A 12,851-nucleotide genomic window follows, 5' to 3' on the forward strand; every position below is an offset into this window, starting at 1 on the left:
TCCATGTGTTTGGAGCATCGCATGTCCTCTCGCCCAGACGATCACGCTGACACAAGCCACGTTGTTGAGGTTCCATCCGACAAGCCGTCCTCTTCGAAAGCGATGGAGGAATTCCCCGTCCGCTCTCTGCAGGGGCTGGGACAGCTCGTGCGTTCCGTGCGCAAAAGCCAGAAACTGGCCATCGATGATGCCGCCGGGTTGATGGGGGTCTCGCCCGACAGCTTTTCGCGCCTCGAGCGGGGCGTGGGCGGAGTGGGCTCGGACCGGCTTCTGGCGATCATGGACGGGCTGGGTCTGGAGCTGGTCGTGCGCAAGAAGCGTCCCGCGCAGGCTATCCAGCCCCAAGGCATTCGGTCATGACGGAGGCAAACGCATCGGCACTCGGCATCTGGTGCGGCGGCGAACGGGTGGGAAGCATCCAGTTCGATCACGGTGATGAACGCTGGGGCTTGCAGTACTCGCCAACGTGGCTGGCCAACGGGGCCGCGTTCCCGCTGTCGCCGCAGCTGCCTCTGCAGACGCCGCCCGAAGGGCATGGGTCTTCGGCGGTGCGGCGCTTTTTGCAGAACCTGCTGCCGGAAGGCCCGCAACTGGACGACATCGCCCGCGCCTGCGGATTGAGCAAGGCGAATGTCTACGGCCTGGTGCAGGCGCTGGGCGCGGAGACGACCGGCGCGTTCCGGTTTCTGCCCATCGATGCGACCGGGGACGAAGCGGTCGATCAGCCTGCGCGGGAAGTGTCGCTGGCCGAGCTGTCCGAGCGGATCCGCCATCGCCAATGGCAGCCGTTCGCCAATTGGGACGGGCGGCTGCGTCTGTCCGTGGCCGGGCAGCAGGACAAGCTGGCGCTGCATGTGCAGCGCGGCGCGGCGGATCACGCGGGCGACATGCGGCTCGTGCTGCCCGATGCGCCATACACCTCCACCCATCTCCTCAAGCCGGAGTCGCAAGACCCGAAGATTCCCTTTCTCGTCGCCAACGAGCATTTCTGCATGCGACTGGCGGCACGCATGGGGCAGGACAAGGGGCTGCAGTTCGAGGTGGCCCGCGTCGACATCATCCGCGTGCCCGAGCCCGTACTGTTCATCGAGCGCTTTGACCGCATGCGATCGGACGCAAGCCCGTTGGTGCAGCGCCTGCACATCATCGACGGGTGCCAGGCCCTCGACTTCCCGGTGGCATCCAAATATGAGTTGAACACGGGTCCCAATCGCCTCTACCGCGACGGAATGAGTCTGCCGCGTCTGTTCAGCGCCAGCGGCCACGCGCAGCAACCCGCGCGCACTCGGCTCATGCTGCTGCGCTGGAGCCTGTTCCAGCTGCTGCTCGGCAACTACGATGCGCATGGCAAGAACTTCTCGTTCTATGTGCATGCGGACGGGCTCGCCCCATGCCCCTGGTATGACCTGCTCTCGGTCGCCATGTACCCCAGCATCGCGAACGAATACGCCATGGCGTTCGGCGACGCGTTTGCGGATGCGGAACTCACGGCCTATGAGCTCGCGCACTTCGCGCAGCTGTGCGGCATTGCCCCGGCGTTGCTCAAAAAGGAAGCGCAAAAGCTGGCGTCCGCCGCGCGGCAATATGCGCCGGAGCTCGCGCGTGCCGAGATCTACAACGAGGACGAGCGTGCGTTCGTGAGCCGCATCGCGGACCATGTCGATGGACAGGCGCGGTGGCTGTTTGACTTGGCGGGAGAGGCGTCCAGATTCAAGGCGGGAGACTTTTAGAGCGTACTCAACCCACATCCCGGTGCGAGGCTGTCGGCATGGCATCCGAGACGGATATCAATGAGATACTGTATATTTATACAGTAAATCATTTTCTACCCATGCCAGATGACCGCCACCAGCCCATCCCCCTTTGCCGCCGTGGCCGGAGCGCACAGGCTTGCCGGCATGGAGCCCGCGAGCCTGTCGCGGCTGGGCGTGTGGAAGGGGGGCGACTGGCAATCGGCGAATGACGATGGGGCGGTGCGGGCGCTGGCGTCGGGGCATGTAGCGCTGGATGCGGAGCTGCCCGGCGGGGGCTGGCCGGTGGGTGGGATGTCGGAGATTCTGCTGCCGGCCTCGTCACACCCGGAGTGGAGTCTGGTGGCGGGGGCGTTGGCACGGGCGCTCTCGGAGGGCGGGGCCCGGCAGCATGCGGTGTTGGTGGCGCCACCGCTGCAGGTGTTTGTGCCGTTTGCCGAAAGGGCTGGCGTGGCCGTGCGGCAGCTGTGCTGCGTGCACCCCGGACAGGCATCGGTTGGCCGGCTGAAGAAAAGGCAGGGACCGCTTGCCGATGCGGACAGCGTCTGGGTGAGCGAGCAGGCGCTGCGTTGCCGCGATGTGTGCGCGGTGCTCGCGTGGCTGCCGCATGCGCAGTCGCAGGCGCTCAGACGACTGCAGTTGCTGGCGGCGCAGCAGCGGCAATTGCTGTGGGTGTTCCGGCCCGAGCAGGCGCGCTTGCAGTCGTCGCCCGCGCCGCTGCGGCTGTGGGTGCGGACGCAGGAGACGTCGCTGCAGGTGCAGGTGATCAAGCGGCGTGGGCCGCCTTCGGCTGCGCCGGTGGAGTTGCCGCTGCTGCACGGGCACCTGATGGCCGCGCTGGCCGCTCAGGCATGGCGCAAGGAGCGTGCACATGCGGAAGCCACCGCGATGCTCGGCGCGCTCAGGCCACCCCACAAGGAGGCGTCTCATGCATTGGATGGCATGGCGTTTGCCGCTGGACGATGAGCAGCTTGCAAGCATGCCCGCATCGGCCATCGAAGCCTGTGGCTGGTGGGCGCTGCATTTCACACCCAATGTGGCCGTGCTGGACGAGGCCTTGCTGCTCGAGGTGCAAAGCGCCGAGCGCCTATGGGGCGGGCGCGCTGCACTGAGGCATTTGCTGCTGGCTCATGCTCCATCGCCTGCGCCTGCGATGCCGGATGAGTCCACCGATGCGCGCAGCCGCTGGGCCGAAGGGCCAACGGCCTTGCAGGCGCTGGCGCTGCTGCGTCTCAAGCAAAGCGGCAGGCCGCGTCCGCCGCAGATTCCTCAAGGCTTGCCGATGCATGCGCTGACGGCGCTGAAGCCGCATTTGTCGACGCTCAACAATCTGGGCTGCCGCACGTTGGGCGATGTGCGCGCCCTGCCGCGAACGGGCGTGGCGCGCAGGCTGGGGCAGGAGTGCCTGCTGGCGCTCGATCAGTTGTGGGGCGAGCGTGCCTGCCCGCTGGTCTGGATCGAACTGCCGGAGCAGTTCGATCTGGAGCTGGAGCTGCCATGCGTCGCGGCTTCGTCCGCCGATCTGCTGCATGCAGCAGAGCATCTTCTGAGCGCCCTGCAAGGCTGGTTGCGCGCGCGTCATCTGGGCGTGCTGCGGCTTGGGCTGCGTTGGCGGCACGATTTGCGGCGCCTCGATGGCGTCGATCTGGCGCCTTGGGGCGAGATGGAACTGCGCACGGCGCAGCCGCTGCAGGAGCTGTCGCATCTGCGGCGCTTGCTGGCGGAGCACATGGCACATGAGCGGCTGGCCGCACCGGTCCATCGGCTCATGCTGAAAACGCTGGAGGTGCAGGCCGTCAGGCAGATGAATGAAAGCCTGCTGCCCAAGGCCGGTGATGAACGCGGCGGCGAGCCATGGAGCCAGTGGGTGGAGCGGGTGAGTGCGCGCTTTGGCGAAGACTGTCTGCATGTGCCGGAGCGGCAGACCGATCATCGACCGGAGCACATGCAGATCTGGCAAAGCGCCAGCCATGCGTTGAGAAGGGACGTGCGCAGCAAGCCCGACACGGAGGCCGACCCGCGCGCCGCGTTGTGGCCCGCCTGGCTTTTGCCCGAGCCTCAGTTGCTCACAACCCAGCGACATCGGCCTTGTCTGCAGGGGCTGGCGCTGAGTCTGAAGGCCGGGCCAGAACGTCTGGAAAGCGGCTGGTGGGAGGCCGAAGAGGCATTGCCGAAGGAGGGGCGCGTTGGCCGGCAGGCCAGGCCGGGATACTGCAGCCGCGACTACTTCGTCGCCCACAACGCCGCTGCAGGCTGGGTCTGGATCTTTCGGGAGACCGGCACGCACGACTGGTATCTGCACGGGTTCTACGGATGAACGCCATGGCTCGGAAGATCACTGAAACCGCGCCGCCAACGCTTGCCCTGCCGGGCTATGCGGAGCTGCATTGCCTGAGCAATTTCAGCTTTCAGCGCGGGGCCTCGCATCCCGGCGAGCTGGTCGAGCGCGCAGAGCAACTGGGCTATGCGGCGCTGGCCATCACGGATGAGTGCTCGGTGGCGGGCGTGGTGCGCGCATGGCTGGCCGTGCGGCATCAGGCGGCAAAGCGCAAGGAGGCCCAGGAACGAGGCGAAGCACTGCGGGACTTTGAGCTGCCCTTGCTCTACGGCAGCGAGTTCCAGTTCGGCGACCTGTGCATCGTCGCGATTGCGCGCGATCTGCAAGGTTGGGGGGATCTGTGTGAATTCATCACGGCCGCGCGCGGGGCGGCGCTCAAGGGTTCCTATCGGCTGACGTCCGAGTCTCCCTGGCGGTTGCTGCATGGCTGCGAATTGCTGATTGCGCCGCATCGCGCTGCCTTCATGAAGGAGGATGAGGGCGTGGCTTGTCTTGTGCAGGCATTGGAGAGCGCCCGGGCGATGCTGGGCTGTGATTTCTCGATTGCAGTGGAGCTGCACAAGGGCTCGGGCGACAGCCTTTGGCTGCAGATGCTGCAGCAGGCGGGCGCGCAATTGAATGTGCCGTTGGTCGCTGCGGGCGGTGTGCTCATGCATTCGCGCATGCGCAAACCGCTGCTGGACGTGATCACCGCAGTGGGCATGAACTGCAGTGTGGCGGAATGTGGTCACGCGTTGGAATCCAATGGCGAGCGCCGTCTGCGCTCCCGTGCGCAGTTGGCCAGGATTTACGCGCCGCGCCTGCTGGCAGCGACGGTGGCGATGGCAGGCCGTTGCCATTTCAAGTTGGATCAGATTCGCTACAACTACCCGTTGGAGACGGTTCCCTCCGGCAAGACTGCGATGCAGAGGCTTGGCGAACTGGCATGGGAAGGCGTGCGGGAAAAATACCCGAATGGCGGCATGCCCGAATGGCTCAGGGGACAGATCCACAAGGAGCTCGATCTGATCTCGGAGCAGGGCTATGAGATGTACTTTCTCACCGTGCACGACATCGTGCGGCAGGCACGCAAACTGGGGATTCTCTGCCAGGGGCGTGGCTCTGCGGCCAATTCCGTCATCTGCTATTTCCTGGGCATCACGGCCGTGAATCCGGAGGTGGGCACTCTGCTGTTCGAGCGCTTCATCAGCAAGGAACGCAAGGAGCCGCCGGACATCGACGTCGACTTCGAGCACGAACGGCGCGAAGAAGTCATCCAGTACATCTACGACAAATACGGTCATGACCGTGCGGCGATCACCGCCGTCGTCATCACCTACCGACTGCGCAGCGCCCTGCGGGATGTCGGCAAGGCGCTGGGCGTGGCGCCGGCACTGGTCGACGCCTTCGCAAAAGACCATCACTGGTTTGACGACGCGGCGGCCGAAGATCGCCTGCTGGGTCTGGCCCGGGACGTGGGCGAGGACATCAGCGCGCATACGGCGCATTGGTGGTTCAGGCTGACGAGAGAGCTGCACGGCTTTCCGCGCCACCTGAGCCAGCATGTGGGCGGCTTCGTGCTCACGCAGGACAAGCTCACGCGGCTGGTTCCGGTGGAGCCCGCCAGCATGGCAAAGCGGACGATCATCCAATGGGACAAGGATGATCTCGACGCGCTGAATCTGCTCAAGGTGGATGTGCTGGCGCTCGGCATGCTCACCGCACTGCGCCGCTGTCTGGACATGCGCAACGCGATCCGCGAGCGGCCATGGACGCTGCTCAGCGAGATTCCGCGTGAGGACTCCGCCACCTACGACATGATCTGCGCGGCGGACACCATCGGCACCTTCCAGATCGAGAGCCGCGCGCAGATGAGCATGCTGCCGCGCCTGCTGCCGCGCACGTTCTACGACCTGGTGGTCGAAGTCGCCATCGTGCGGCCCGGTCCGATTCAGGGTGGCATGGTGCATCCGTATCTCCTTGCCAGAGAACGCCAGCGAAAAGGTCAGGAGCTGAGACTCGAAAAGCCGGCGCTCAAACCCGCACTCGAACGCACGCTCGGCATCCCCATCTTTCAGGAGCAGGTCATGCAGATCGCCATGGCGGCCGCCGGTTTTTCCCCCGCCGAGGCCGATGCGCTGCGCCGCTCGATGGCAGCGTGGAAGCGCCACGGCGGCGTCCATCACTTCCGTGATCGCGTGATTGGCGGCATGGTGAAAAACGGCTACCGCGAAGCCTTCGCCGAACAGATCTTCCAGCAGATGCTGGGTTTTGGCGAATACGGATTTCCCGAAAGCCACGCCTACAGCTTTGCCATGCTCGCCTATGCCAGCGCATGGTTCAAGCGACACGAGCCCGCATGCTTTCTGGCCGCGCTGCTCAACTCGCAGCCGATGGGCTTCTACACCCCGTCGCAGCTCGTGCAGGACGCGCGCAGGCACGGCGTGCGCGTGCTGCCGGTGGACGTCACGCGCAGCGACCGGCTCAGCACGCTCGAAGCGCCGCTGCAACCCATGCGCGGCGTGGCGCAGCCGCAGCCTGCCGTGCGGCTGGGTCTGCACCTCGTGGCGCATCTGGAGACTTCGGCGGCGCAGCGTCTGCTGCAGGCGCGCGCGCAAGCGCCGTTTGAAAGCACGCAGGACTTGGCCCTTCGCGCGCAGCTGGACCGCCACGACCTGCAGGCGCTCGCTGCGGCCGACGCGCTCACCAGCCTCTCGGGCCACCGCCGCCAGCAGATGTGGGAGGCCGCAGCCCAATGGCGCGCACCGCCCTTGCTGCGCGAGACGCCCACGCACGAAGACCGCCTCGAACTGCCGCAGGCCAAGGAAGGCGAGGCGATCCTTTTCGACTACAGCGCCACCGGCCTCACGCTGCGAAACCATCCGCTGACCCTGCTGCGCGCACGACTGGACCGCTGGAAGATCCGCACCGCAGCCCAACTGCTGGACATGCCTAACGGCCGCCGCGTGCGCGCCGCAGGCATCGTCACCGTGCGCCAGCGCCCCGGCACGGCCAAGGGCACGATGTTCGTCTCGCTCGAAGACGAAACCGGCACGGTCAACGTGGTCGTCTGGCCGTCGATGCTCGAGAAATGGCGCGACACACTGCTGCGCGCCCGCCTGCTCGCGGTGGAAGGTCTATGGCAATGCAGCCGCCCGAACGAGAGCGCCCCGCAACATGCCACGCGGCACCTGATCGTCGAGCGAGTGAAAGACCTCACCCCGCTGCTCGGGCGCCTGGGCGCGGTGCTCAATGGAAGTCGAGATTTTCATTGAGCACCGCGAGAGATGGGCCATCCGGCGCGCACCGAGCCATGATTAATTTAATAACGCATGTATCACATAAGATATAATACGAATTATAATAATATATTCCGATAACATTCAATTATCGTAGTCAAAAAGGAAGCGCCATGGAATTGCAACCGAGCAGCGTAAGAGGACCGCGCGGGGTTCAGCTGGAGGACGTCTGCGCCGCCGCCGATGCGGTTCTTGAGCGCGGCGAGCGCCCGACCATCGAGCGCATTCGCCTGCAATTGGGCCGTGGCTCGCCCAATACCGTGGGGCCGATGCTCGACAGTTGGTACGCGACACTCGGGAAGCGCCTGAAATCCGGACTGGGCGGGTCCTCCGCATCGATCGACATTGCATCCGGCTACGCTGAAGAAGTTGTCTCCGGTCAGTTGCCTGCACCGGTCATGCGAGCCGCCAAGGCGCTGTGGGGGCGTGCGGAGCAACTCGCGGGCGAGCGGGCGCAGGCGGGCGTGGCCGAGCAGAAACTGGCGCTGGCACAGGAGGCCATGGAACTGCAGGCGCAGCAGGAGCAGTTCGCCGTCGAGAAACAGCGCTTCGCTGAGCGCGCTTCGGCACTCGAGGCTGCCATGTTCGCCAAGGACCAGCAGATCCTGCAGCTTGGGCGCCAGCTCGAGGAAGTCAAGCACATGCTTCAGGCCAAGACCGACGAGGCCGAACTGCTGCGCTCGGACCTCTCCAAGCAGCGCATCGCGATGGATGCCATGCGCCAGTTCACCCAGGTCAAGGACGAAGAACACCGCAAGGAACGCGAACGCATCGAGGAGCGAGCCAAGTCCCAGGAGCGTCGCCTGCTGTCGGAAATCGACCGCGCCCGCCAGGCCACCAAAGCCGTGGAGGCGCTGCTGGACGCACAAGAGAAACAGGCGGCGCGTCAGCTCGCGGATTCAGAAGAACGAGTCAGGTCGATGGACGACCGACTGCTCGCCACGCAGGAAGAAAAAGCGGGACTGCTGAAGGACTTGCTGAAAGCCAAGGATCAGTTGCAGCGACTGCAGACGGAGGCCGCTTCGGCTCAAAGTCCAGGATCCGAAGCGCTGCCACGCAGCGGCCGGCTGCGCGCAAAGGCTCCCGTCATTCCGCCGAAGAAGCGGTTGAGAAAGTGATGCCGCTCCCCGAAGACGGTGCCGTGCCTTGTGGTTCCTTGCGTGACGGAGAGAAACTCAGGGTTCGCTTGTTTCCCCACAATAACGAATTAACATAATCAAAATCGTATCCAACAATCAGGGCATGCTGCGCAACGTGAAACCGGCGCTCTGGCATATCGATCGACGGGACGGCAGAAACACCGTCCCATCATGACAAGCACTCCCGGTCAGGTCAGATCAAACCCGGTCCGCCAGCCAACGCTCCAGATAGTGGATGCTGGTGCCGCCTTCCATGAATGCGGGGTCCTGCATCAGTTGCTGATGCAGTGGCACGTTGGTCTGTATTCCATCGGCGACGAGCTCGCCGAGCGCTACGCGCATGCGGGCCATTGCGTCTTCGCGCGACGGGCCGTAGGTGATGAGCTTGCCGACCAGCGAGTCGTAGAACGGCGGGATCTCGTAGCCGCTGTACATGTGCGAGTCGACACGCACGCCGGGGCCGCTGGGGGCGATCCATTCGCGCAGCACTCCGGGGGACGGTTTGAAGCTGTGCGGGTCTTCGGCGTTGATGCGGCATTCGATGGCATGGCCCTGGCAGACGATCTCGGTCTGCGACCATGGCAGCGGCTCGCCCGCCGCGATGCGCAGTTGCATCTCGACGATATCGATGCCGGTGATCCATTCGGTGACCGGGTGCTCGACCTGAACGCGGGTGTTCATCTCGATGAAGTAGAACTCGCCGTTCTCGAACAGAAATTCAAAGGTGCCTGCGCCGACATAGCCCATGCGCTCGCAGGCGCGCGCGCAGCGCTCTCCGACTTCGGCGAGACGCACCGAGTCGATGCCCGGTGCCGGGGACTCCTCGATGATCTTCTGATGACGTCGCTGCATGGAGCAGTCACGTTCGCCGAGCCAGACGGCGTTGCCATGCGTGTCGGCGAGAATCTGGATCTCGATGTGGCGTGGCGCGAGCAGGTACTTTTCCATGTAGACCGCCGCATTGCCGAACGCGGCGTTCGCCTCGGCCTTGGTCATGGCGATGGACTGCAGCAGCGCGGCCTCGTCGTCCACCACGCGCATACCGCGCCCGCCGCCGCCACCCGCGGCCTTGATGATTACGGGGTAGCCGATGGCTGCGGCCAGCGCCCGGGTCTTGTCATCATCGTCGCCGAGCGCCTCGGGCGATCCCGGCACGCAGGGCACGCCTGATTCGATCATCGCCTGCTTGGCCGAGACCTTGTCGCCCATGGTGGGGTCGTCTCAGAAAACGGAAAATAAAGCACGCTAAGCCGGTTGCAGCGGCCGTAGCGGCCTGAACTTGCCCGCGCCGATCTTGGCGCTGCTGCGCCAGAGGTAATCGCCGGTCAGGTTGATGTGCTCCCAGCCGAGCGGCGACAGGTACTGCAACAGGCCGTCATCGACGGCTTGACCGTGGCCACGCAAGGCGTTCGCGGCCCGCTCCAGATAGACCGTGTTCCATAGCACGATGGCCGCCGTCACCAGGTTGAGGCCGCTGGCCCGGTAGCGCTGCTGCTCGAAGCTGCGGTCGCGGATTTCCCCCAGGCGGTTGAAGAACACGGCGCGGGCCAGCGCGTTGCGCGCCTCGCCTTTGTTCAGCCCGGCATGCACGCGGCGGCGCAGCTCGACGCTTTGCAGCCAGTCCAGGATGAACAGTGTGCGCTCGATGCGTCCCAGCTCACGCAGGGCGACGGCCAGGCCGTTCTGGCGCGGGTAGCTGCCAAGCTTCCTGAGCATCAGCGAGGCCGTCGCCGTGCCCTGCTTGATCGAGGTGGCCATCCGCAGGATTTCATCCCAATGGGCGCGGACGTGCTTGATGTTGAGCGTGCCGCCGATCATCGGTTTCAACGCCTCGTAGGTGGCATCGCCCTTCGGGATGTAGAGCTTGGTGTCGCCCAGGTCACGAATGCGCGGGGCGAAGCGGAAGCCCAGCAGGTGCATCAACGCGAAGACGTGGTCCGTGAACCCTGCCGTGTCGGTGTAGTGCTCCTCGATCCGCAGGTCGGATTCGTGATACAGCAGGCCGTCGAGCACGTAGGTCGAGTCGCGCACGCCGACGTTCACGACCTTGGTGTGGAACGGCGCGTACTGGTCGGAGATATGGGTGTAGAACGTCCGCCCTGGGCTGCTGCCGTATTTCGGATTGATGTGGCCGGTGCTCTCGGCCTTGCTGCCGGTGCGGAAGTTCTGGCCGTCCGACGATGACGTGGTGCCGTCGCCCCAATGCTCGGCGAAGGGATGTCGGAACTGCGCGTTGACCAGCTCGGCCAGTGCCGCCCCGTAGGTTTCGTCGCGGATGTGCCAGGCTTGCAGCCAGGCCAGCTTGGCGTAGGTCGTGCCGGGGCACGATTCCGCCATCTTGGTCAGGCCCAGGTTGATCGCGTCGGCGAGGATCGTGGTCAGCAACAGGTTTTTGTCCTTGGCCAGGTCGCCTGACTTCAGGTGGGCGAAGTGCCGGGTGAAGCCCGTCCATTCGTCTACCTCCAGCAGCAATTCGGTGATCTTGACGTGCGGTAGGATCATCGCCGTCTGGTCGATCAGGGCCTGTGCGGTATCGGGCACCGCCGCATCGAGCGGCGTGATCTTCAGGCCCGACTCCGTGATGATGGCGTCCGGCAGCTCGTTGGCCAGCGCCATGCGGTTGACGGTGGCGAGCTGCGTTTCCAGCAGCGTCAGCCGGTCATGCAGGTACTGGTCGCAATCGGTGGCCACGGCCAGCGGCAATTCGCTGGCCTGCTTGAGGCTGGCGAATTTCGCGGGCGGCACCAGGTAGTCCTCGAAGTCCTTGAACTGGCGCGAGCCTTGCACCCAGATGTCGCCGGAGCGCAGCGCGTTCTTCAGCTCCGACAGCGCGCACAGTTCGTAGTAGCGCCGGTCGATGCCGGTGTCGGTCATCACCAGCTTCTGCCAGCGCGGCTTGATGAACTCGGTCGGCGCGTCGGTGGGCACCTTGCGGGCGTTGTCGCTGTTCATGCTGCGCAGCACCTCGATGGCGTCGAGTACGTCCTTGGCGGCGGGCGCGGCCCGCAACTTGAGCACGTCGAGAAATTCCGGCGCGTAGCGGCGCAGCGTGGCGTAGCTCTCGCCGATGCGGTGCAGGAAATCGAAGTCCTCGGGTTGCGCGAGCCGCTGCGCTTCGGTGACGCTCTCGGCGAAAGCATCCCAGGACATGACGGCCTCGATGGCGGCGAACGGATCGCGGCCCGCTTGCTTGGCCTCGATCAGCGCCTGGCCGATGCGCCCGAACAGCCGCACCTTGGCATTGATCGCCTTGCCGGATGCCTGGAACTGCTGCTGATGCTTGTTCTTGGCGGCATTGAACAGCTTGCCCAGGATGCGGTCATGCAGGTCGATGATTTCGTCGGTGACGGTGGCCATGCCCTCGATGGCGAGCGCCACCAGGGTCGCGTAACGCCGCTGCGGCTCGAACTTCGCCAGGTCGGCGGGCGTCATCTGGCCGCCCTCGCGGGCGATCTTGAGCAGCCGGTTCTGGTGAACCAGCCGCTCGATGCCGGAGGGCAGGTCGAGCGCCTGCCACGCCTTGAGGCGTTCGATGTGTTCCAGCATGTGCCGCGAGTTCGGTTTGACCGGGGATTGCCGCAGCCAGGCCAGCCACGTCGTCTTGCCGTTGTCGCGGCGCTTGAGCAGATCGTCGAGGCGACGGCGATGCACGTCCGTCAGCGGCTCAGCCAAGGCGTCGTAGAGACGCCGGTTGGCGCGGGTAATCGCTTCGGCGCTCGCCCGCTCGACGGCGTTGAGGGCGGGCACAATGACCGACTGCCGCCGCAGGTGCTCGATCAAGGCTCTGGCCAGCACGATGCCCTTGTCGGTTTGCATGGCCAGCTCGGTCAGCAACTGGACAGCCTGCCGGTAGTGGCCAATCGTGAACGGCTGGAAGCCGAACACCGTTTGCAGCTCGACCAGGTGCTCGCGTCGGGTCTGCTCACGCTGCCCGTACTCGTCCCAGCTTTCGATGCCGACCTTGAGCTGGTTGGCGACCAGTCTCAGCAATGGCGGGAACGGTGGCTCATCAGCGCCAAGGATGACGCCGGGAAAGCGCAGGTAGCAGAGCTGCACCGCGAAGCCCAGCCGATTGGCCGGGCCGCGCCGCTGCCGGATGATGGAGAGGTCGCTTTCGCTGAACGTGTAGTGACGGATCAACTCATCCTTGGTGTCCGGCAACGCCAGCAGGCTTTCGCGCTCGGCGGCGGAGAGGATCGAACGGCGGGGCATGCGGTTTCCTTCTTCTTGAAAACGTAGGTTTGCGACAAGCCCGCTCAACCCTCTGGCGCGGCACGGGAAATCAAGGCATTGCGATTCTCGAAAACAGTTCTTGAAACTTTATTCTTGAATTCTTATCATATCA

At 64.9% G+C, this 12,851-nt stretch carries 7 protein-coding genes and 1 pseudogene; 6 read left to right on the forward strand and 2 right to left on the reverse strand.

Annotated features, from left to right (window positions below):
- Nucleotides 1–21: 21 nt before the first annotated feature.
- From ISG32_RS24320 to ISG32_RS24345, 6 genes are all read left to right on the forward strand, one after another.
- Nucleotides 22–360: a helix-turn-helix domain-containing protein gene (locus tag ISG32_RS24320; RefSeq protein ID WP_228530079.1), complete on the forward strand. Its 339-nt coding sequence runs from the start codon at nucleotides 22–24 to the stop codon at nucleotides 358–360.
- Nucleotides 357–1,730, forward strand: coding sequence for a HipA domain-containing protein (locus ISG32_RS24325; protein ID WP_194773598.1), 1,374 nt, complete (start codon nucleotides 357–359; stop codon nucleotides 1,728–1,730). Before ISG32_RS24320 ends, ISG32_RS24325 begins: the two co-directional genes overlap by 4 nt.
- A gap of 108 nt (nucleotides 1,731–1,838) precedes the next feature.
- Nucleotides 1,839–2,717: a translesion DNA synthesis-associated protein ImuA gene (gene imuA / locus ISG32_RS24330; RefSeq protein ID WP_228530080.1), complete on the forward strand. Its 879-nt coding sequence runs from the start codon at nucleotides 1,839–1,841 to the stop codon at nucleotides 2,715–2,717.
- Nucleotides 2,680–4,068: a DNA polymerase Y subunit UmuC family protein gene (locus ISG32_RS24335; protein WP_194773599.1), complete on the forward strand. Its 1,389-nt coding sequence runs from the start codon at nucleotides 2,680–2,682 to the stop codon at nucleotides 4,066–4,068. Before imuA ends, ISG32_RS24335 begins: the two co-directional genes overlap by 38 nt.
- A 5-nt stretch (nucleotides 4,069–4,073) precedes the next feature.
- A complete protein-coding gene (locus tag ISG32_RS24340; RefSeq protein ID WP_228530081.1) occupies nucleotides 4,074–7,343 on the forward strand; it encodes an error-prone DNA polymerase in 3,270 nt (1,089 codons plus the stop codon).
- A gap of 137 nt (nucleotides 7,344–7,480) precedes the next feature.
- On the forward strand, nucleotides 7,481–8,485 hold the full coding sequence (locus ISG32_RS24345) for a DNA-binding protein (RefSeq protein ID WP_194773601.1): 1,005 nt from the start codon (nucleotides 7,481–7,483) through the stop codon (nucleotides 8,483–8,485).
- Between the two features lie 219 nt (nucleotides 8,486–8,704).
- On the opposite strand, the pseudogene ISG32_RS24350 reads toward ISG32_RS24345, so the two are convergent.
- Both ISG32_RS24350 and ISG32_RS24355 read right to left on the reverse strand, forming a co-directional pair.
- Nucleotides 8,705–9,718: pseudogene (locus tag ISG32_RS24350) on the reverse strand (ATP-binding protein); the annotation flags it as partial.
- Between the two features lie 33 nt (nucleotides 9,719–9,751).
- Complete coding sequence (locus ISG32_RS24355) at nucleotides 9,752–12,718, reverse strand: Tn3-like element ISPa38 family transposase (RefSeq protein ID WP_003100881.1); 2,967 nt, start codon at nucleotides 12,716–12,718, stop codon at nucleotides 9,752–9,754.
- Nucleotides 12,719–12,851 lie beyond the last annotated feature (133 nt).

Source organism: Diaphorobacter caeni, assembly GCF_015354245.1.
Classification (GTDB): Bacteria; Pseudomonadota; Gammaproteobacteria; order Burkholderiales; family Burkholderiaceae_C; genus Diaphorobacter_A; species Diaphorobacter_A caeni.

Excerpts from the sequence above, each read along its gene's own strand:
- ISG32_RS24320 (WP_228530079.1), top strand. The coding sequence starts at position 22 with ATGTCCTCTCGCCCAGACGATCACGCTGACACAAGCCACGTTGTTGAG.
- ISG32_RS24325 (WP_194773598.1), top strand. The coding sequence starts at position 357 with ATGACGGAGGCAAACGCATCGGCACTCGGCATCTGGTGCGGCGGCGAA.
- imuA (WP_228530080.1), top strand. The coding sequence starts at position 1,839 with ATGACCGCCACCAGCCCATCCCCCTTTGCCGCCGTGGCCGGAGCGCAC.
- ISG32_RS24335 (WP_194773599.1), top strand. The coding sequence starts at position 2,680 with ATGCATTGGATGGCATGGCGTTTGCCGCTGGACGATGAGCAGCTTGCA.
- ISG32_RS24340 (WP_228530081.1), top strand. The coding sequence starts at position 4,074 with ATGGCTCGGAAGATCACTGAAACCGCGCCGCCAACGCTTGCCCTGCCG.
- ISG32_RS24345 (WP_194773601.1), top strand. The coding sequence starts at position 7,481 with ATGGAATTGCAACCGAGCAGCGTAAGAGGACCGCGCGGGGTTCAGCTG.
- ISG32_RS24355 (WP_003100881.1), bottom strand. The coding sequence starts at position 12,718 with ATGCCCCGCCGTTCGATCCTCTCCGCCGCCGAGCGCGAAAGCCTGCTG.